The 21233-nt window shown below is 71.1% G+C and carries 16 protein-coding genes; 5 read left to right on the plus strand and 11 right to left on the minus strand.

What is annotated here, in order from left to right:
• Window positions 1-1452: cation-translocating P-type ATPase (locus tag ACFV2X_RS01390; protein WP_385609848.1), on the minus strand; the 1452-nt coding region annotated here is incomplete at its 3' end.
• 119 nt (window positions 1453-1571) lie between these two features.
• On the opposite strand from ACFV2X_RS01390, the gene ACFV2X_RS01395 reads away from it, so the two are divergent.
• Window positions 1572-4022, plus strand: a complete 2451-nt coding sequence (locus tag ACFV2X_RS01395) for a glycoside hydrolase family 65 protein (protein WP_385609849.1) — start codon at window positions 1572-1574, stop codon at window positions 4020-4022.
• A 58-nt stretch (window positions 4023-4080) separates the two neighbouring features.
• Here ACFV2X_RS01395 and ACFV2X_RS01400 read toward each other — a convergent pair whose 3' ends face one another.
• Window positions 4081-4956, minus strand: a complete 876-nt coding sequence (locus tag ACFV2X_RS01400; RefSeq protein WP_385609851.1) for a universal stress protein — start codon at window positions 4954-4956, stop codon at window positions 4081-4083.
• Between the two features lie 112 nt (window positions 4957-5068).
• On the opposite strand from ACFV2X_RS01400, the gene ACFV2X_RS01405 reads away from it, so the two are divergent.
• Window positions 5069-6256, plus strand: a complete 1188-nt coding sequence (locus tag ACFV2X_RS01405) for an Acg family FMN-binding oxidoreductase (protein WP_385609853.1) — start codon at window positions 5069-5071, stop codon at window positions 6254-6256.
• 89 nt (window positions 6257-6345) lie between these two features.
• Here ACFV2X_RS01405 and ACFV2X_RS01410 read toward each other — a convergent pair whose 3' ends face one another.
• From ACFV2X_RS01410 to ACFV2X_RS01435, 6 genes are all read right to left on the minus strand, one after another.
• Window positions 6346-7014, minus strand: a complete 669-nt coding sequence (locus tag ACFV2X_RS01410; RefSeq protein ID WP_385609855.1) for a potassium-transporting ATPase subunit C — start codon at window positions 7012-7014, stop codon at window positions 6346-6348.
• 5 nt (window positions 7015-7019) lie between these two features.
• Window positions 7020-9152, minus strand: coding sequence for a potassium-transporting ATPase subunit KdpB (gene kdpB / locus ACFV2X_RS01415; RefSeq protein ID WP_385609857.1), 2133 nt, complete (start codon window positions 9150-9152; stop codon window positions 7020-7022).
• Window positions 9149-10813 (minus strand): potassium-transporting ATPase subunit KdpA, encoded by a 1665-nt coding sequence (gene kdpA, locus ACFV2X_RS01420; protein ID WP_385609859.1) that lies wholly within the window; start codon window positions 10811-10813, stop codon window positions 9149-9151. The genes kdpB and kdpA overlap by 4 nt, the downstream gene beginning before the upstream one ends.
• An 8-nt stretch (window positions 10814-10821) precedes the next feature.
• On the minus strand, window positions 10822-10911 hold the full coding sequence (kdpF, locus tag ACFV2X_RS01425) for a K(+)-transporting ATPase subunit F (protein WP_009326374.1): 90 nt from the start codon (window positions 10909-10911) through the stop codon (window positions 10822-10824).
• A gap of 305 nt (window positions 10912-11216) precedes the next feature.
• Window positions 11217-13685 carry an ATP-binding protein gene (locus ACFV2X_RS01430; protein ID WP_385609861.1) on the minus strand — a complete coding sequence of 823 codons (2469 nt, stop codon included), beginning with the start codon at window positions 13683-13685 and terminating at the stop codon, window positions 11217-11219.
• Between the two features lie 92 nt (window positions 13686-13777).
• Entirely contained in the window at window positions 13778-14344 is a 567-nt protein-coding gene (locus tag ACFV2X_RS01435) for a hypothetical protein (RefSeq protein WP_385609862.1), read from the minus strand.
• Window positions 14345-14480: 136 nt separating this feature from the next.
• Between ACFV2X_RS01435 and ACFV2X_RS01440 the strand changes: the two genes are divergently transcribed.
• Window positions 14481-14765, plus strand: a complete 285-nt coding sequence (locus tag ACFV2X_RS01440) for a hypothetical protein (protein ID WP_385609863.1) — start codon at window positions 14481-14483, stop codon at window positions 14763-14765.
• Between the two features lie 2 nt (window positions 14766-14767).
• Window positions 14768-15928 (plus strand): alkaline phosphatase PhoX, encoded by a 1161-nt coding sequence (locus tag ACFV2X_RS01445; RefSeq protein WP_385609864.1) that lies wholly within the window; start codon window positions 14768-14770, stop codon window positions 15926-15928.
• A 70-nt stretch (window positions 15929-15998) separates the two neighbouring features.
• Here the strand turns inward: ACFV2X_RS01445 and ACFV2X_RS01450 are convergent, their stop codons facing one another.
• The 3 genes from ACFV2X_RS01450 to ACFV2X_RS01460 all read right to left on the minus strand — a co-directional run bounded on the left by ACFV2X_RS01450 (window position 15999) and on the right by ACFV2X_RS01460 (window position 18950).
• On the minus strand, window positions 15999-17237 hold the full coding sequence (locus ACFV2X_RS01450; RefSeq protein ID WP_385610366.1) for an MFS transporter: 1239 nt from the start codon (window positions 17235-17237) through the stop codon (window positions 15999-16001).
• A gap of 50 nt (window positions 17238-17287) precedes the next feature.
• Window positions 17288-18388, minus strand: coding sequence for a PLP-dependent cysteine synthase family protein (locus tag ACFV2X_RS01455; RefSeq protein ID WP_385609866.1), 1101 nt, complete (start codon window positions 18386-18388; stop codon window positions 17288-17290).
• 133 nt (window positions 18389-18521) lie between these two features.
• Window positions 18522-18950, minus strand: coding sequence for a hypothetical protein (locus ACFV2X_RS01460; RefSeq protein WP_385609868.1), 429 nt, complete (start codon window positions 18948-18950; stop codon window positions 18522-18524).
• A gap of 1276 nt (window positions 18951-20226) precedes the next feature.
• Between ACFV2X_RS01460 and ACFV2X_RS01465 the strand changes: the two genes are divergently transcribed.
• Window positions 20227-21075, plus strand: coding sequence for a DUF5134 domain-containing protein (locus ACFV2X_RS01465; RefSeq protein ID WP_385609870.1), 849 nt, complete (start codon window positions 20227-20229; stop codon window positions 21073-21075).
• Window positions 21076-21233: the final 158 nt, after the last annotated feature.

The following is a 21233-nucleotide window of genomic DNA, read 5'->3' on the forward strand; positions in this document are numbered from 1 at the left end:
CTGACGGTCATGTGAGGCGACGGCGAGGACCCGGTATCCGCCGCGGGCCAGTTCCTCGGCCCGGGTGGCGGCCTGGGAGAGCAGGTCCGGGGTGTCGGTGAGGACCGTGGGGCGGAGGACGGCCTCGGGCGCTCCCTTGCAGACGATGCGCAGCCCGCCGCCCGGTGTGCGGTGCACGGTCGTCATGCGCTTGCGCGCACTCTCGAACGGGATCTCGGCAACGCGTGGCAGTTCGCTCTCCAGCGCGCTCCGGTCCAGGCCCAGTCTGGCTCCGGCCGTCAGCAGGGCGGCCTCGGTGGGGTCGCCCATCGCGCGCCACGGTGTGTCGTCGTCCGGCGGGGGTTGGAGCGCGGCGTCGTTGCACAGCATCGCGGCGCGCAGCAGAGCGGCCAGGTCGGGGGCGTCGCTCGCGGTCACCGTCCGGCCGTCGCGGGTGACACGGCCCTCCGGGGCGTAGCCGGTGCCAGTCACCGTGGCCTGGCCCTGTGGCGTCCACAGTTTTTCGGCGGCCATCCGGCCTTCGGTCAGAGTGCCGGTCTTGTCGGTGGCGAGCACCGTGACCGACCCCAGGGTCTCCACCGCGGGCAGCCTGCGGACGATGGCGTGCCGGTCCGCCATCCGCCGGGCCCCCAGCGCGAGGGCCAGGGTGATCACGGCGGGCAGGGACTCGGGTACGGCCGCGACGGCGAGGCTGATCGCGGCCACGACCATCAGCTCCACCGGCTGTCCGCGGACCAGCCCCAGGGCGAGCACCACCGCGCACAGCGCGACGGTGACGGCCGCCAGCACTCGGCCGAACCCGGCCAGTCGGCGCTGCAGCGGGGTCAGGCCGGGCGCGGTTCCCATCAGGGCGGCGATCCGGCCGAGCGCGCTGTGCGCCCCGGTGCCGGTGATCTGGACACGTCCGCGGCCGCGGACGACGACCGTGCCCGCCGCCACGGTGCCGAGCGCTCCGTCCCCGGCCGCGGTCTTCTCCACCGGGACGGACTCGCCCGTCAGCGCCGACTCGTCGAGCAGGAGGAGAGCCGTGTCGAGCACCGTGCCGTCCGCGGGCACGATGTCGCCTTCGCCCAGCAGGACCAGGTCCCCGGGCACCACGTCGGCGGCCGGTACGGAACACTCCGCACCGTCGCGTACCACGCGGGCGGCGGGGGCGCTCAGCGCCGAGAGTGCGGCCACGGCCCGTTCCGCCCGCACCTCTTGGACGACACCGACCGCGGTGTTCACCGTGATCACGAGCAGGATCACCGCGGCGTCGGGAAGGTCTCCGGTGGCGAGGGTCAGCACGGCGGCCACGAGCAGCACCACGATCAGCGGATCGCGCAACTGCTGCAGCACGCGGCGCCACACGGGGGTGCGCCGCTCCTGGGCCACGACGTTGGCCCCGTACTCCCCCAGCCGCCGCGCCGCCTCCTCCCGTGACAACCCCTCCGTGACCCGGGGCCGTCCCATGTGGCCAGTGTCGCACCGGACACACCGCCCCGCCGCCGCGCCGCAACCGTGTCCCGAGCTGACACCGCGCGAAGGCGGGGGCAGGGTGGAGACATGGCAGCACGCGGGAAGGGCGGTGGATGAGCCGGACACCGCCCGGGTGGACCTGGGCGTACGAGGGCTACGACCCGGCCGAGGAGCGGCTGAGGGAGTCCCTGTGCGCCCTCGGCAACGGCTACTTCGCCACCCGGGGCGCCCTCCCGGAGTGCGGCGCGGATGCCGTGCACAGCCCCGGCACCTATGTGGCCGGGTGTTACAACCGGCTGGAGTCGCGGGTGGCGGGCCGGCAGGTGGAGAACGAGGACCTGGTCAACCTGCCCAATTGGCTGCCGTTGCGTTTCCGGGCCGGTGACGAGGACGCCACCGACAACTCCCCGACACCGTGGCTCTCACCGGACACCCGCCCCCCGCTCGACCACCGGCTGACCCTCGATCTGCGCGCGGGCATCCTGGAGCGCACCACACGATACGTCGACGACGCCGGCCGGCATCTGGCCGTACGGCAGCTGCGCCTCGTCCACATGGGCGACCCGCATCTGGCGGCGCTGCGGACCGAGTTCACGGCGGAGGACTGGTCGGGGCGGCTGGAGGTGGAGTCGGCGCTGGACGGCGCGGTGGCGAACACCGGCGTCGCCCGGTACCGCCGGCTGGCCAACCGGCATCTGACCCATGTGCACACGGGCACCGCGCCCAGCGGTGATGTGCTCTGGCTGCGCTGCCGCACCACCACCTCCGACATCCGCGTCGGCATGGCCGCCCGCACCACCACCGACGGCGACACCGACGCGACCGCCCTCCACCAGCAGGAACGCGCCGGCCTCCTGCTGCGGCCGCTCATGGAGCCGGGCCGGACGGTGACCGTCGACAAACGCGTCGCCCTGCACACCTCCCGCGACCCGGCCATCAGCGATCCCCTGCACGCCGCCGTGGACCGGGTGGGCCGTGCGCCGGACTTCGAAGCGCTCGCCGACGCCCACCGTGCGGCATGGGAGCAGCTGTGGCGGGCGGGCGAGATGGACGTACCCGGCCAGGCGGGGCGGATCCTGCGGCTGCATCTGTTCCATCTGCTGCAGACGCTCTCCCCGCACACCGCGGACCTGGACGTCGGCGTGCCCGCGCGCGGACTGCACGGCGAGGCGTACCGGGGGCATGTGTTCTGGGACGAGCTGTTCGTCCTGCCCTATCTGAACCTGCACCTCCCCGAGGTCTCCCGGGCGCTGCTCGACTACCGCCACCGACGGCTGGAGCGGGCGTGTTTCGCGGCCCGGGACGCCGGGCGGGCGGGCGCGATGTACCCGTGGCAGAGCGGCAGCGACGGCCGTGAGGAGACCCAGCGGCTGCATCTCAATCCGCGCTCGGGACGCTGGCTGCCCGATCACTCCCGGCTCCAGCATCATGTCGGCTCGGCCATCGCGTACAACGTGTGGCAGTACGGCGAGGCCACCGGCGACGCGGAGTTCATGCACACCAAGGGCGCGGAGATGCTGCTGCAGATCGCCCGGTTCTGGGCCTCCGCGGCCAGCTGGGACGACGCCCGGGGACGGTATCGGATCCTCGGTGTGGTCGGCCCCGACGAGTATCACGACGGCTACCCCGGCGCCTCCCGCCCCGGTATCGACGACAACACGTACACCAACGTCACCGCCGCGTGGGTGCTCGCCCGCGCCCTCGATCTGCTGCGCTCCCTGCCCGAGCCGCGCCGTCGGGACCTGTTCGAACGCACCGCGCTCGCCGATACGGAGCTCGACCTCTGGCAGGACGTCTCCCGGAGGCTGCTGGTGCCCTGGCATCGCGGGGTGGTCAGCCAGTTCGACGGCTACGGCGAGCTCGCCGAGTTCGACTGGGACCGCTACCGCAAGGCTTACGGCGACATCCGGCGCCTCGACCGGATCCTGGAGGCCGAAGGCGACACGGTCAACCGCTACCAGGCGTCCAAACAGGCCGATGTGCTGATGCTCGGCTACCTCTTCGCGCCCGCCGAACTGCACCGCGTCTTCCGCCGGCTCGGCCACGAGCTGGACGACACCACCTGGCGGCGCACCGTCGACTACTACCTGCGCCGCACCAGCCACGGGTCCACGCTCAGCAGCCTCGTCCACGCCTGGGTGCTGCCCCGGGTGCGGCGGGCCGAGGCGTGGCGCTTCTGCCAGGAGGCGCTGACCGGCGACATCGCCGATCTGCAGGGCGGCACCACCGGGGAGGGCATCCACCTGGGCGCCATGGCCGGCACCCTCGACCTCGTACAGCGCGGCCTGACCGGACTCGAGCCCCGGGGCGGGGTCCTGCGGCTGGATCCCGCGCCACTGCCCGAGCTGTCCCGGTTCGGGCTGTCCATCCGCTACCAAGGCCACTGGGGAGTGCGGCTGCGGCTGAGCGCCGGGCAGTTGCACATCACCGTGCCGGCCTCCGACCGCGGGCCGATCGATGTGGCCCTGGCCGGCCGTACGGTCTCCGTGCTCCCGGGCGAAACCTGCCTGCTGCCCCTGCCGCAAGGAGCGGACGGGTTATCCCTGCACGCCGCTTGTTCGTGACACGGCCTGTTCGTGCACACGGCCTTGTTCGTGCACACGGCCCCTTCGTGCACACGCCTTATTCGTGGGGGATCACGGCGACCGGACACCGGGCGTGGTGCACGGCCGACTGCACCACGGGGCCGAGCCGGGGCGCCAGGGCGGCCCGGTGCTTGCGGCGGCCGATCATCAGCAGCCCGCTGCCCCCGGCCGCCCGTACGACGGCTTGCGCCGGGCTCTCGAGCCGGACCTCGTCGACCACCTCCACACGGGGAAACTTCTTCCGCCACGGCCGCAGCACCTCGTCCAGCTCCCGCTGTGCCTCCTCGGCGACGCCTCTGGCGATGCCGGGGTCCACGCCCCACGGGACGTGTGCCTGGACGGGCAGGCTCCTGCCGTGGACGGCGCGCAACGGGACACCACGGGTGAAGGCGGTGACGTAGGCGAATTCCAGCAGGTTGTCCTGGGGGCCGTGCAGACTCAGCCCGACCACCACGTCCCGCTCGCGGACCCCGGACGTCCGTGTCTCCTCCACACCGCCCGCGCGCACCAGGACCACCGGCCGCTCGGCCCGCCCGACCACGTAGAGGCTGATGTCACCGAGGAAGAAGCTCGCCAAGGGCTCCATGCCCCGCGATCCGAGCACCAGCATCCGGGACCGCGCCGCCGCTTCCAGCAGGGCTGCCTCGGCCTCCTGCGCGACCAGCTCCTCCTCGATGGGCAGATCCGGGTGGCTCCGGCTGAGCTCCATGCGCGCGTCGTGCACGATCCGCTTGGCCCAGTAGTTCTGGTCATCCGCCGAGGGACTGTCCGGCGTGGGCGGGGACAGCAGGATCCACGCGTGCAGCAGACGCAGCGCGAGCTCCCGCCGCTCCGCCTCGTCGGCGGCCCAGCGCGCGGCGGCAAGGCTCTCCGGCGTTCCGTCGAGGCCCACGGTGACGACCTGTTCCTCCATGGCGTTGCTCCGTCTCATGCGTAGCCGCTCGCGGTCAGAGGACCTTTCCGCCCATGCCATCGCCCGCCGAACGTGAAAGGCTGGACGAAGGAAGACCGGCGGAGAGGCGGGGATGCCGATGCGTGCTCATATCGGCGACCACCTGATTGTCGAAAGCCCCACCACGGGTGCGACCAGGCGCGACGGCGAGATCGTCGGCGTCCATCACCACGACGGGACGCCTCCGTACGACGTGCGCTGGTCGGACTCCGGACAGGTGTCCCTCGTGTTCCCCGGACCGGACGCCCATATTCAGACAGAAGCGCGTACGAGCGCACGGCCGCTCTCCGACGCGGAGGTGACGGCGCTGGTGCGGGATGCCTCGGCCGCCCCGTCGATGCACAACGCACAGCCCTGGCGGTTCCGGTACTTCCGCGGCAAGCGCCTGTTCCACGTCACCGCGGATCTGGCGAGAACCCTGCCGCACTCCGACGCGGACCTTCGCGCCCTCCACCTGGGCTGCGGCGCCGCCCTGATGAACCTGCGCGTCGCGGCCGCTCACACGGGCCGGCCACCGACGACCCGGCTCCTGCCCGACCCCGCCGAGCCGACCCTGCTCGCCGCCGTATCACTCACCGGCCCCCTCGGCGACGAAGACGACCTGGCCGCCCTGTACCCGGCCGTCCACTCCCGGCACACCAGCCGGTCCCCGTTCGCCGAGACCGAGATACCCGAGCCCGTACGCGCCGCCCTCCGGGAGGCGGCCGAGGCCGAAGGCGTCTCACTGTCCTTCGCCACTGGATGGCATCTGCAGACGGTGCTGGACCTGGCCCTGGAGGCCGAGGCGCGCAACCTCACCGACTCGGGCAGCGCCGAGGACCTCACCCACTGGGCCCGGCTCTCCGAGCAGACGCCGCGGTCCGCCGCCGAAGGCGTACCGCCGTACGCCTTCGGCCCCCGCCGACGCGGCGGCAAGGCCCCCGTACGGGACTTCGCCGGCGGCAAACCCGTACCCGGCCGCGAAAGCGCCGACTTCGAAAGCACCCCTCAGCTGGCACTGCTGGCCACCCCGGACGACAGGCCGCAGGACTGGCTGCGCGCGGGCCAGGCCATGGAACGCGTCCTGCTGACCGCCACCCTCGAAGGACTGTCCAGCTCCTTCATCACCCAGGCCCTCGAATGGCCCGACCTGCGCTGGCCACTGCGCGACCCCGTAGCGGGAGCGGGACACGTACACATGGTGCTCCGCCTCGGCTACGGCCCACCAGGCCCCAGAACACCACGCCGCCCGACCCGCCACACACTCGACATCCAGCCCTGACCGCCCTCACGCCGCGTGGGGAGTCGGCGATACCGGAAGGTGTCCGGCCCGCCGACTCCCGCGCGTTTTCGCGTTGCGAAATGAACCCCTCAGCTCTTCGCCGCAAGTGCCTTGAGGGCGATGTTCAGCTCGAGGACGTTCACCCGGGGCTCGCCGATGAAGCCGAGGGTGCGGCCCACGACATGGTCGTCGACCAGCTTCTGCACCCGGGCGACGGACAGGCCGTTCTTCTCGGCGACACGGTGGACCTGGAGGTCGGCGTAGTCCCGGGAGATGTCCGGGTCCAGGCCCGAACCGGAGGAGGTCACCGCGTCGGCGGGCACATCGGACCGCTCGACCTTGTGGCCGGCCACCGAGTTGTCCTTGGCGACGGCGGCCTTGGCGTCCTTCACCCACTGGACGAGCTCTTCGTTGTCCGCGGAGCGGTTGGTGGCGCCGGAGAGGATGAGCTTGTACTGGGTGTTGACGCTGTTGCTGCCGAGGCCGTTCTGTGGGCGGCCCTGGAACCACTTCAGGTCCGCGTCCGGTGTCTCCTGCCCCTTCTTCAGCGGCAGGTTGTATGCCTGCCCGATCAGGGACGAGCCGACGACCTTGCCGTCCGCCTTGATCTCGGAGCCGTTCGCCTTGTCGTGGAACAGGCCCTGGGCGATGCCGGTGATGACCAGCGGATAGATGACGCCCGTCACCAGGGTCAGCATGAGGAGGGCCCGCAGGCCCGCGCCCAGCAACCGGGCGCTGTTCGTCAGGGAGTTGTTCATGTCCTTCAGCCGATCCCGGGGATGAGCGAGATGAGCAGGTCGATGATCTTGATACCGATGAAGGGCGCGACGAGCCCGCCGAGGCCGTAGATCGCCAGGTTGCGGCGGAGCATCTTGTCGGCGCTGACCGGGCGGTACTGCACACCGCGCAGGGCGAGCGGCACCAGCGCGATGATGATCAGCGCGTTGAAGATGACCGCGGACAGGATCGCGGAGTCGGGCGAGGACAGGCCCATGATGTTGAGCTTGTCCAGGCCCGGGTAGACCGCCGCGAACAGGGCCGGGATGATCGCGAAGTACTTGGCGACGTCGTTGGCGATGGAGAACGTCGTCAAGGCGCCCCGGGTGATGAGGAGTTGCTTGCCGATCTCGACGATCTCGATGAGCTTCGTCGGGTTGGAGTCGAGGTCGACCATGTTGCCGGCCTCCTTGGCGGCCGACGTACCCGTGTTCATCGCGACGCCGACGTCCGCCTGGGCCAGCGCGGGCGCGTCGTTCGTGCCGTCGCCGGTCATCGCGACCAGCTTGCCGCCCGCCTGCTCGCGCTTGATGAGGGCCATCTTGTCCTCGGGGGTGGCCTCGGCGAGGAAGTCGTCGACGCCCGCCTCCTCGGCGATGGCCTTGGCCGTCAGCGGGTTGTCGCCGGTGATCATGACGGTCTTGATGCCCATGCGGCGCAGTTCGTCGAACCGCTCGCGCATGCCCTCCTTGACGACGTCCTTGAGGTGGATGACGCCGAGGATCCGGGCGCCCCCTTCATCGTGGACCGCGACCAGCAGCGGCGTACCGCCCGCCTCGGAGATCCGGTTGGTGATCTCGTCCGCGTCCTGCGCGACCGTACCGCCCTGCTGCTGGACCCAGGCGATCACCGAACCGGCCGCGCCCTTGCGGACCTTCCTGCCGTCGATGTCGACGCCCGACATACGAGTCTGGGCAGTGAAGGCGATCCACTCGGCGTCGGCCAGTTCGCCCTGGTGCCGTTCGCGCAGCCCGTACTTCTCCTTGGCGAGGACGACGATGGAACGGCCCTCGGGGGTCTCGTCGGCCAGCGACGACAGCTGCGCGGCGTCCGCGACCTCGGCCTCTGTGGTGCCGCGCACCGGTACGAACTCCGCCGCCTGACGGTTGCCGAGCGTGATGGTGCCGGTCTTGTCGAGCAGCAGTGTGGAGACGTCACCGGCGGCCTCGACGGCCCGCCCGGACATGGCGAGCACATTGCGCTGGACCAGGCGGTCCATACCGGCGATGCCGATCGCGGAGAGCAGCGCGCCGATCGTGGTCGGGATCAGACAGACCAGCAGGGCCACCAGGACGACCATGGTCAGATGCTTATGCGCATAGTCGGCGAACGGCGGCAGCGTGGCGCAGGCGAGCAGGAACACGATCGTCAGGGACGCGAGCAGGATGTTCAGCGCGATCTCGTTGGGCGTCTTCTGCCGGGCGGCGCCCTCGACAAGGTTGATCATCCGGTCGATGAAGGTCTCGCCGGGCTTCGTCGTGATCTTGACGACGATGCGGTCGGAGAGCACCTTCGTCCCGCCGGTGACGGCGCTGCGGTCGCCGCCCGACTCGCGGATGACGGGCGCGGACTCGCCGGTGATGGCCGACTCGTCCACCGAGGCGACGCCCTCGACGACATCGCCGTCGCCGGGGATGATGTCGCCCGCCTCGCAGACGACCAGGTCGCCGATCCTCAGCTCCGTGCCGGGCACGCGCTCCTCGGCGGAGCCGCTGAGCCGGCGCGCGACCGTGTCGGTCTTCGCCTTGCGCAGGGTGTCGGCCTGCGCCTTGCCGCGGCCCTCCGCGACGGCCTCCGCGAGGTTCGCGAAGATCACGGTCAGCCACAGCCAGGCGCTGATCGCCCAGCCGAACCCGTCTGTCGGATCTTTGAACGAGAACACCGTCGTCAGAACCGAGCCGACCAGCACCACGAACATCACGGGCGATTTGACCATCACCCGCGGGTCAAGCTTGCGGAAGGCATCCGGCAGCGACTTGACGAGCTGCCCGGGGTCGAACAGACCGGCGCCGACACGACCCTCGGCGGGCCGGTGACCGGTGGGTACGTCGCTGTGCGGCGCCCGGGTCGGAGTGGCTGTGGACATCGGTTCCTCGTGTTTCTTCATGTCCGTGGTCATGCCGCCATCCCCTCGGCGAGCGGCCCCAGCGCGAGCGCCGGGAAGTACGTCAGACCGGTGATGATCAGAATCGCCCCCGCCAGCAGGCCGGTGAACAGCGGCTTCTCGGTGCGCAGGGTGCCCGCGGTGGCCGGTACGGGCTTCTGCTCCGCCAGCGAGCCCGCCAGCGCCAGTACGAACACCATCGGCACGAACCGGCCGAGCAGCATCGCGATGCCGATCGTGGTGTTGAACCACTGCGTGTCCGCGTTCAGGCCGGCGAAGGCCGAACCGTTGTTGTTGGCACCGGAGGTGTAGGCGTAAAGGATCTCGGAGAACCCGTGTGCCCCGCTGTTCGTCATGGAGTTCTGCGGCGTCGGCAGGGCCATCGCCGCGGCCGTGAAGATCAGCACCAGGGCCGGGGTGATGAGGATGTAGCAGGCGGCGAGCTTGATCTCGCGGGTGCCGATCTTCTTGCCCAGGTACTCGGGCGTCCGGCCGACCATCAGGCCCGCGATGAACACCGCGATGATCGCCATGATCAGCATCCCGTAGAGGCCGGAGCCGACACCACCGGGTGCGATCTCGCCCAGTTGCATACCGAGCATGGTGATGCCGCCGCCGAGGCCCGTGAACGAGGAGTGGAAGGAGTCCACCGCACCGGTCGAGGTGAGCGTGGTCGACACCGCGAAGATCGACGAGGCACCGACCCCGAAGCGGACCTCCTTGCCCTCCATCGCCCCACCCGCGAGCTCCAGCGCCGGGCCGCGGTGGGAGAACTCGGTCCACATCATCAGCGCAACGAAGCCGACCCAGATGGTGGCCATGGTGGCGAGGATCGCGTACCCCTGCTTCACCGAGCCGACCATGAGGCCGAACGTCCGGGTCAGCGAGAACGGGATCACCAGGATCAGGAAGATCTCGAAGAGGTTGGTGAACGGGGTGGGGTTCTCGAACGGATGGGCGCTGTTGGCGTTGAAGATGCCGCCGCCGTTCGTACCCACCTCCTTGATCGCCTCCGTCGAGGCGACCGCACCGCCGTTCCACGCCTGCGAACCGCCCATGAACTGGCCGACTTCATGGATGCCGGAGAAGTTCTGGATAGCGCCGCACGACACCAGGACGACCGCCGCGATCGCGGCGACCGGCACCAGGATGCGGATCGTGCCGCGCACCAGGTCGGTCCAGAAGTTGCCCAGCTCACCGGTGCGCGAGCGGGCGAAGCCCCGCACCAGCGCCACGGCCACCGCCATGCCCACCGCGGCCGAGACGAAGTTCTGCACGGCCAGCCCGGCGGTCTGTACGACATGGCCCATGGCCTGTTCGCCGTAGTACGACTGCCAGTTGGTGTTGGTCACGAACGACGCGGCCGTGTTGAACGCCTGGTCGGGGTCGATGGAGGCGAAGCCGAGCGAGCCGGGCAGCGAGCCCTGGAGCCGCTGCAGCAGATAGAGGAAGAGGACCGAGACGGCCGAGAAGGCGAGGATGCCGCGCAGATACGCGGGCCAGCGCATTTCGGTGTTCGGATCGGCGCCGATGCCCTTGTAGATCCACTTCTCCACGCGCAGATGCTTGTCGGTGGAGTAGACCTTGGCCATGTAGTCGCCGAGGGGACGGTGGACGAGCGCCAGCGCCCCCATGAGGGCAAGGAGCTGGAGCACGCCGACGAGGACGGGACTCATGATGGGGCTCAGAACCTCTCCGGGAAGATCAGGGCGAGGACGAGATAGCCCAGCAGGGCGACGGCCACGACGAGGCCGACGACGTTCTCGGCGGTCACAGCTTCGTCACCCCCTTGGCGACGAGAGCCACGAGCGTGAACAACGCGATCGTGGTGACGACGAAGGCCACGTCGGCCATCGCGAGCTCCTAGTGAGGTTCGGACGAAAATCTGACGATTCGATAACCCGATGCATCGAATGAGGAGAGCAAATCGCCTTTGTGGCTGGTTTCCGTCGCCGTTGACGGCTCCCTTACGGCCGCCCGTACGGCTTTGACGCATCCCTTACGGGCCTGAAGGTCGTCAGGGCGGCCGGAGCCGCGACCGGCGGATCTCCGGTGGCCCGCGCGGTGCGGCGCGCGGGCCTAGCGGGAGTACGCCGCGCGCCCCGCGAACGGCAGGGAGAGCACCATCGTCAGGCCGCCGCCGGGGGTGTCCTCCGGGACGAGCGTGCCGTCCATCGCCTCGGTCAGCCCCTTGGACAGAGCCAGCCCCAGGCCGAGTCCGGTGGTGTTGTCGGTGTCGCCCAGCCGCTGGAACGGCTCGAAGATCCGGTCCCGGCCGGTCTGCGGCAGGCCGGGGCCGCGGTCGACGACCCGCAGCTCGACCCGGCCGGCGTGGGCGCTTGCGGTCAGCACGACCTTGCCGCCGGGCGGAGTGTGGCGGGCGGCGTTTCCGACGAGGTTGGCGACCACGCGCTCCAGCAGCGGCGGGTCGGCCAGGACGGCCGGAATCTCCTCCAGGTCCCGCACCTCGACACCGGGGGTGTCCGCCAGCGCCGCCGGAAGCACCTCGTCGAGCGTGGTGGCGCGCAGGTGGAGGGCGAGGGCGCCGGCCTGCAGACGGCTGAGGTCCAGCAGGTTCTCCACGAGCCGGCTGAGCCTGGCCAGGGACTCGTCGGCGGTGGCAAGGAGCTCCTCGCGGTCCTCGTCCGAGAACTCCACGTCCCGGCTGCGCAGCGAGGTCACGGCCGCCCAGCCCGCCGCGAGCGGCGTACGCAGATCGTGTCCGACGGCCCGCAGCAGCGCCGTACGCATCCGGTCGGCGGCCTTGACCGGCTCGATCTCGGCCGCGGCCTCAGCGAGCCTGGCCTGTTCCACGGCCGCGCCGACGTGTGCGGCGAACGCGGCCAGCACGCGCCGCTCGGACGACGGGAGGGCACGGCCGCGCAGCACGAGAAAGGCGCCGGGGCCCGTGGCCACGGCCGTCACACCGTCCTCATCGGGCGGCTGCTGCCGGACCAGGACCGCCGACTCCATGCCGAAGGTCTCCCGGGTACGCTCCAGCAGCGCCGGAATGGTCGCCCCGCCCCGTACGATCGTCCCGGCCAGGGACGACATGGTCTCCGCCTCCGCGGTGGCGCGGGCCGAGCGGCGCGAGAGCCGCAGGGACCGGTCGACCACGCCCGCGACGGTGGCGGCGACGATCGCGAACACGGCGAGCGCGATCATGGCGTTGGCGTCGTCGAGGGTGAACGCTCCGATCGGCGGGATGAACCAGTAGTTCAGCAGCAGGGACGCGGTCACCGACGCGATCACCGCCGAGGCCACCCCACCGATGCCGGCCACCCCCACCACCGTGAGCAGGAACAGCAGCACCTCGCTGGTGAGGTTGAGCGTGTCGCGCGCCCCGTCGAGGAGCACGGTGAGCAGCACCGGCAGGACCAGTCCTGCCACCGGACCGGCGACCCGGCGGGCCGGGCTGAGGGTTCTGCGCCGGGACGGCAGCAGCCTGCCGCGGCCGGCCCGCTCATGGGTGACCATGTGGACGTCGATGTCCCCGGACAGCCCGACCACCGTCTCGCCGGTGCCGCGCTCGCCGAGGAACCGTTCGATCCGGCCGCGCCGGCTGGTGCCCAGCACCAGCTGGGTGGCGTGCTCGGCCCGGGCGAACTCGACCAGGGCGGTGGCCACGCCGTCACCGACCACCGAGTGGTAGCTGCCGCCCAGGTCCTCCACCAGCCGCCGCTGCCGGGCGAGCGAGGCGTGCGAGGAACCGGCGGCGAGCCCGTCGCTGCGGGTCACATGCACGGCGAGCAGATCGCCGCCCGCGGACCGGTCGGCGATCCGCGCCGCCCGCCGGATCAAGGTGTCCCCCTCGGGCCCGCCGGGGAGCGCGACGACCACCCGCTCCCGGGTCTCCCACACCCGGCCGATCCCATGCTCGGTGCGGTACATCTGAAGCGCCTCGTCCACTCGGTCGGCCACCCACAGCAGGGCGAGTTGCCGAAGGGCGGTCAGGTTTCCGGGCCGGAAGTAGTTGGCAAGGGCGGCGTCGACCTTCCCGGGGGCGTAGATGTTGCCGTGCGCTATCCGCCGGCGCAGCCCCTCGGGCTCCATGTCCACCAGCTCGATCTGCTGGGCCCGCCGGACGACCTCGTCGGGGACGGTCTCACCCTGCGGCACTCTGGTGATCTTCTCGACGACATCGTTGAGGGACTCCAGATGCTGGATGTTGACCGCGGTGATGACGTCGATGCCCGCGGCGAGCAGTTCCTCGACGTCCTGCCAGCGCTTGGCGTTGCGGCCGCCGGGGACGTTGCTGTGCGCGAACTCGTCCACGATCGCGACCCGGGGGCGGCGCGCCAGCACCGCGGCGAGGTCCATCTCCTGGAACCGCCCGCCACGGTAGCCGCGGTGGGCGCGCTCCACGACCTCCAGGCCGTCGAGCATCGCCTCCGTACGGGGCCGACCGTGGCACTCCACGAAGGCGACCACCACATCGGCGCCGCGCGACGCCCGGCGGCGGCCCTCGTCGAGCATGCGACAGGTCTTGCCCACGCCGGGGGCCGCCCCGAGGTAGACCTTGAGCCGTCCGGGGCGTACGTCATTCATCAGCCCTCAGCAAAGCGCCGGCCCGGGCGCCGGAGGTCGATCTTGACGTTTCCCTTGCGCGGCTCGAGGAGAGCTTGACACCACCTTGACGACTACTCCAGCCCGGAGGCCCTGAGCACATCCCGGGCCGTGCCACCGTCGATACGCTCGCCCAACTGCCGCAGTGCGCGCTCCCCGTGCCGCAGGGTGCCGCGCTCGCGGGAGCGGTGGGCTCCGGCGTCCAGCTGGTGCCACAGCAGCGGATTGGCCAGGAGGACCTTGGGGTCGAAGGCCACCGAGTGGCCGTCAGTGTCCCGCAGCACGAGGCGGGTGGCGATGCTGCCGTCCAGCCGCACCGCGACCAGGGCATCGGTGCGCACCCGGCGCGAGCGTACGAGCCCCCGCACCGCGAGCCATCCGTCGCCCGCGCTCACCCGCGGCGGGCGCAGCACGGTGAACACCAGCACCCCCAGCACGGCCCACAGGTCGGCGCGCGCCACGGTGAGACCGCCCGAACCCCAGTCGAGCAGGAGCGTCAGCACGGCGAACCCCAGCGCACACCATCCGGCGCACCGGGCGTCCAGCCGCCAGTGGCGGTCGCCGGTGGTGCCGTCGGGTCCTGGTCGCCCGCCGCGCCACCGGCCGGGTGTGGTGGCGGACCGGTCTGTTCGCCGTTCCATGCCGCTCACGTTAGGCACGCCGCGCCGCGCTGCCCCGGCCCGTGCACCGGCCCTGACGCCGTCCTTACGCCGCGGCGCCATTCTTTGGCACGGCCCTGACGCCCGGGCCCGGCTGCGCTGCGTAGCGTGTCTCGCCATGATCACGAGATGGGTGGCCGGCCACGACGACCTGGGGCGGGTCGGCCACGCCGCGTACGAGCTGTACGGAGGGCTGCGCGCCGCCGGCGGGGCCTGGCGGGTGCCCAGTGACTCCTTGGTGAGCCAACTACGGCCATTGCACCAGGCGCTGACTTTCAGCCGTTGTGTGGCGCCTCACACCCTCGTCATCGGTCGTCTATGGACAATCCATCTCTCCTCCCTAAGGTCCCTGAGCGCGGCCCCGCCGCCGTCCGGCGGCGGGCACACACACCCTCAGGAGTGAGAGTGGAACGTCGTACCTTCCTGCGCGGAGCAGTCATCGGCACGTCGGCCGCGGCCTTCGGCGGCACCCTGATGCGCGGCGCCGCCTACGCGGCCCCCGCCCAGAACGGCCCCGGCCCCTACGGAGCGCTGGGCGCGGCCGATGCCAACGCCATCCAGCTGCCCACTGGTTTCACGAGCAGAGTCATCGCCCGTTCCGGAAAGGTCGTCTCCGGCACCTCCTACACCTGGCACAACGCCCCCGACGGCGGCGCCTGCTTCGCCGATGGCACGGGCTGGATCTACGTCTCCAACTCGGAGGTCAGCACTGGTGGCGGCGTCGGCGCCGTCAAGTTCGACTCCTCCGGCGCCATCACCGGCGCCCACCGCGTCCTGTCCAATACGCGGAACAACTGCGCGGGCGGCGCGACCCCTTGGCAGACGTGGCTCTCCTGTGAAGAGGTCAGCCGCGGATACGTCTACGAGACCGACCCCTGGGGCGTGAAGGCCGCCACGCGCCGCGACGCCATGGGCCAGTTCAAGCACGAGGCGGCAGCCGCCGACCCGGTGCGCAAGGTGATCTATCTGACCGAGGACGAGACGGACGGCTGCTTCTACCGGTTCATGCCCACCACCTGGGGCGATCTGTCCTCCGGCACGCTTCAGGTGCTGGTCGCCGGCACCGCCACCTCCGGGTCGTATCGCTGGACGGACGTACCCGACCCCGACGGCTCTCCCACCGCCACCCGCGACCAGGTCTCCAGCGCCAAGATCTTCAACGGTGGGGAGGGCTGCCACTACGCCGGCGACACCGTCTGGTTCACCACCAAGGGCGACAACCGCGTCTGGCAGCTCAACCTGAGCAACAGCACCTACGAGCTGGCCTACGACGACTCCCTGGTCAACCCCGGCTCCGCCCCGCTGACCGGCGTGGACAACGTCACCGGCTCCTCCTCCGGTGACCTGTTCATCGCCGAGGACGGCGGCAACATGGAGATCTGCATCATCACACCGGACGACGTCGTGGCGCCGTTCCTGCGGGTCAACGGCCAGTCCGGTTCGGAGATCACCGGCCCGGCCTTCTCCCCGGACGGCACCCGGCTGTACTTCTCCAGCCAGCGCGGCACAAGCGGCAGTTCCTCGGGCGGTATCACCTACGAGGTGACCGGGCCCTTCCGCCGCTGACGGAGGCGGGGCGAGGGGCGGCGGAGGGCCCGTGGACCCTCCGCCGCTCCGTTTCCCGGCTGCGGCCCCGTCAGGCCGCCGCGGTTCGTGCCCGGGGAGCGGGCACCGCCGCGAGGCGGCCGGTGCGGTGCAACCCGTACAGCGCGGCGGCGCACGCCAGGCCCAGCGTCAACAGCGCGCACCACGGCAGCGCGGACATCCCGGCCGCGCGAGCGGCGTCCAGCGCGGCGCCCGTGAGCAGGTTGCCGAGGGTGATGCCGACCCCGCAGATGGTGTTGTACAGCCCGTAGTGGGTGGCGACGAGCCGCTCACCCGAGAGCCGGACGATGGTGTCCATCTCGAACGGATAGGCGATCATCGTCCCCAGAGCGAGCAACAGCGCCGAGAGCGCGGGCGGAACAGCGGCGAGCAACCAGCGGCCCACACCGCCCTCCGGCTCCGGCACGGCAGTCACCAGCAGCAGCGGCAGAAAAGCCACACCCATGGCGAACAGCCCCCAAGCCAGCGCCTGACCCGGTGCCATCCGCGCCTTGCACCAGGCCGTGACCTTCGTCTGTCCGAGGATGGTGCTCAGGCCCGAGACGGCGAACAGCAGCGCCACCGCCGCCGCCCCGGCCTCGCCCTGGCCGCCGAGGCGGCGCACCTCGAGCGGCAGGGCCAGGTAGACCTGGAACGACAGGACGTACGAGCCGATCATGGCGGCGGAGAAGAGCAGGAAGGGCCGGTTGGCCACCACGTCCCGCCACTGCGACAACACGCTCTCGCGCGCGGCGTCCCGGGCGTCGTCGGCCCGGCGGGGCGGCAGCGCGCGGATCTGGACGACGCTGAGTACGGCGAAGACCGCGGCGGCCGTGAGGCAGGTGACGCGGAAGTCGATGCCGGTCAGCACCATGCCCACCAGCGGGCCGAGCAGGATTCCGGCCTGGTAGAAGACGTTGAACAGTGCGAACGCCTCCACCCGGCGCTCCCCCGCGTCCGCGGCGAGGTACGCCCGTACTGCGGGGTTGAACAGCGCTCCGGCGAGCCCGGTGGCCGCCGAGGCGGCGAGTAGCGCGGGCAGGGAGTCCACGAGCCCGAGGGCCGTGAATCCGGCGGTGCGCAGCACGCATCCGGCGATGATCAGTGGCTTGTAGCCGAACCGGTCGGCCAGGGTGCCGCCGACCAGGAACATGCCCTGCTGGCTGAAGTTGCGCACCCCCAGGATCAGCCCGACCAGCCAGCCGGCCAGTCCGAGGGTTCCGGACAGATGGGCGGCCAGGTAGGGCATGAGCATGTAGAAGCCCAGATTGATGGTGAACTGGTTCACCATCAACAGCCGGACGCTGCGCTCATACGAACGCACCTGCGAGAACAGCGATATCACCGGCCCTCCTCCTCGTGGTGCGGGGAGAGGGGGTCGACCACGGTGGCGCACCGGGTCCAGCGGAGGGCCTCCTTCTCGTCGAGGCTGCCGTTCACCTCGGGTTCGGGTGCCGGGGGTGCGTCGAGCAGGCCGTGGGCGGCGCAGTAGTCGTCGTCGTAGACCGTCCCGAGGTAGCGCTGCGGGCCGTCAGGGAAGATCGCCACGATCCGGGTGTCGGCGGGGCTGGTCCGGGCAAGCCAGCCGGCCACCAGGGCGACCGCCCCGACGCTCCACCCGCCGGTGGCGTAGTGGGACGCGGCCAGCTGACGGCAGGTCCACACCGCCTCCGCCGGGGCCACCCAGTGCACTTCGGAGAACTGCTCGTAGGCCACATTGCGGGGGTAGATGCTGGATCCCAGCCCGCGCATGAGGCGGGGCCTGGCGGGCTGGCCGAAGATCGTCGAGCCGATGGTGTCGACCCCGATGACCTTCAGCTCGGGGTAGAGCTGCCGCAGGACCCGCGAGACGCCGGCGGAGTGGCCACCGGTGCCGACGCTGCACACCAGCGCGTCGATGTGGCCGAGTTCAGAGGCCAGTTCAAGCGCGAGTGGGGTGTAGGCGGCGACGTTGTCGGGGTTGTTGTACTGGTCCGGACACCATGATCCGGGGTGCTGGTCCCGCAGGCGCTGGACACGGTCGCGCCGGGCCTGCTGCCAGCCGCCGGTGGGGTGGGGTTCGGAGACGACATTGACCTGGGCGCCGTACGCGGTCAGCAGCCGGGTCATGGACAACTCCAGGCCGGGGTCGGTGACCAGGGTGACCGGGTGGCCGTAGACCATGCCGGCCAGGGCGAGCCCCAGCCCCAGGGTGCCGCTGGTGGACTCGATGATCCGGCCGCCCGGCCGCAGATCGCCACGGGCCCGGGCCCGTTCGACCATGTGCAGCCCTGGGCGGTCCTTGATGCCGCCGGGGTTGAAGCCCTCCAGCTTGGCCCAGAAGCCGCGGCCGGCCGGGGCCAGGGGCTCGGACACCCGCAGCAGCGGCGTGTTGCCGACCAGCCCGGAGATGGCGGACCTGGCGGTGAGCGTACCGGTGTCGGTAGTGGTCGAGGATTGCATCTTCGCGCCTTCTTCGCAGAGCGTGAAAAAGTGTCAGGTCGTCGTTGACCGCGTCACGGCCGGGACCGCGGTGCGCCTCCCCGTTCCGGGGCTCGCTCGCGTACGGCGGCATGACGGCGGTGGCGGGCATGGCCTAAATGCGCCACCGGCAGAAGACGGTGAGTCTGGAAGCCCCGGACAGTGCTCTGTCGACGTGTTCCTCCCGGGCCCGCACCACCGCGAGGAAGGGCGCCACGGCCCACGCCGGAACGATGCCGTCGGTCGCGGCCAGATCGCGGGACGGCGCCGGAGACCGTGGCGTGGACAGGCCGGTGAGGCCGAGTGGAGCGCAGGAACCGGCGCCGTGCACCATCTCGGGGGTGTCCGGACGCGTGGACGTCGCGGCCGCCGCTGGTGGCCCGGAGGCGGTCTGCGCCTGGGCGCGCGGGTGGTCCGACTCCTGGTGTGGGCCGGCGCAGTCGAGGGCGGTCAGCAGCAACCCGCATAACAGGAGGGCGACAACACGGCGGTACCACGGCGAGCCCGGTGAGAGGGCACGGCGGGCGTGGGGGTGGAGCGGCAACAGTTCCTCCGCATGGGGCACCGCCCCGCCCCGCGGGCGGAAGTGGGCAGTGAGCAGGGCTGGGCAGGCGGTGACAGCGCCTCGGACATCCCTGGATCGGCGCTCTTGAGCGGCGCGTTATGAGAGGTCGGGGCGGCGTGAATGGGCGGCGCCGAACCGGGTGGGCGCACACGGGGCCCATCCCGACCGGTCGGCGGCGCGGCGGAGCCTAGATCTGCAGCACCGCGCAGACAGCGGAGTCCCTGAACGGACACCCGGCCGAAGACGACGGGGCCGGGCCGACCGCCTCGATCGGCGACACCAGGGGCGCCGACTGTCGGCCGAGCGGCGCCGGGCAGGGAGCCACCACCCCGGAACCGTGCTGTGGCTGGGCAATCAGACACTCATGTGCCGGGTGGGGAGAGGCGTGACCGCCGTCACGGTGATCCCGCACCGCAAGACCGCTGTCAGAAGCCTTCTCAGCGGCGACCGGTGCCGTCACCGCAGGACCCTGGCCTACGGAAATACCCAGGTTCACCGTGGCGGAAGAGAGGTGCCTGGTCACGCTTTCCGGGCTCACGCCATGCGCGTACACCAACCCGAACAGGAGCGCGGCCACCCACAGCAGGCGCAGCGCGCGCCGCGAGGGGCGGGACCGCGGCATAGCGGAGAGCGACCGAGCCGTAACCATGTCGTGACCTTAGCACCGTTGCGGGAGTGCCCGAGAAACACCCCAGAAACATCGCGCCAACTTGTGCGCGCAGCAAACGGAATCGCTTACTCACAACACCTGCGACCGACAGGGCCGCACACGTCCTACCCTGACGTAGTGGACAACGTTGCCGAGGGGTGTTCGCGATGGCCCTGGGAGCGCTGGAGAGCGCTGTCATGCGGGTGTGGCAGCCGTCGCGGACGAGGCCGCGATCGCCGTCCGGGAGGTACTGCGGACCCACGGGAACGCCGCCGTCACTCCCGCAGCTGTCCACGCCCGGGGAACTGCGCGCGGTGCCGGCCCACGAGGCCGAACACGTCCGCGGCCGCGATCCGCTCAGAGCGCTGGTGGTCGGCTCCCTGACGGCACGATACTTCTCGCTTCCATCCGCGTCGTCACTGGTGACGGTCGGTGAGCGGCCGCCCCCAATATGCCCGGTGGGGGTAATGGATCCCCAGAGGCCCGCACCCATCCCCCGGCCAAGCCAAGGACGGCACGAGATCCCTTCCGCCCGATGAACAACCTCCTAAGTCACTACGTACTAAGGGCATCCGTAATCAAGGACGCAGGACGGTTGGAGTGGCGATGACGGAGATGCCGGCACTGAGCTGGTCCGTGGCGGTGGTCGCTGCCCTGGTGAGTACCGTCAGCATGGTCCGGATGGTGACCACGAGCGGCGGGACCCGCTTCGCAGCGGGGGGCGATCTGCTGATGGGCGCGTGCATGGCCGTCATGGCCCTCCCCGCGACGATGGCCTGGTACGCGGAGTACGGCTTCTGGTGGGCGGCCGTGTTCGCGCTCCTGGGGCTCGGGGGCCTGGCGATGGCCGTCAAGCGCACGCGTGAGCGCGGCTGGCGCCAGGGCCGCCAATGGGTCCACCTCATCGTCGGCAGCGCCGGAATGGTGCTCATGACGCTCGCCATGACGAGTACGTCCTCCGGGCCGGTTCTCGCGCTTGGCGGTCATTCCATGGCCGGGATGCCGGGGATGGAGAGCATGCCGGGTGCGGGGTCGACACACGGCATGGAGTCGATGCCCGGGATGAGCATGCCGGGAATGGCCGCCGCCGACAGCGCAACCGCCACGTCCTCGGCCTCTCTTTGGCGCTTGGTACTCGCGGGGCTCGCCGTGTACTTCCTGTTGTCGATCGGTGCGTCCGTGTGGGCCCGGGTCCGCGGGACCAACCGGCAGCGCCCGACCGGCCGCGAGGGGGGTCGGGGCCGCGGTTGGGCCCGCTGGCTGCTCGCCGTGCCGGACACGGTTGTGGTGTTCCTGGCGTCGCTCACCCTCGCGTTATGGGACAGGGCCCGGGCGGCGGAACGGGGAGGTCACGGCCGCCGGCGCAGGCTCGGCGCGACGCCGGACGCGGCGCTGGCCGCTCACATCGGTATGGGCGGCACCATGTCCGCGATGCTGCTGATGATGGTGGCGTGATCCGCCAAGGCGGGGGCCTGCCCTCAGTGCATATGATGCCCCCCCGTCAGCTGCGGCTTGCCGCGTGGCACGAGCAGCAAGGTCACTGACGACCCCCGAAGCCAGGCCGAGCAGCGGCAGTACGGCGGTGGCGTCGCCCAGCCCGCGTCGCCCAGCCC

Origin of the sequence: Streptomyces sp. NPDC059679 (assembly GCF_042734105.1) — a bacterium.
GTDB lineage: Bacteria > Actinomycetota > Actinomycetes > Streptomycetales > Streptomycetaceae > Streptomyces.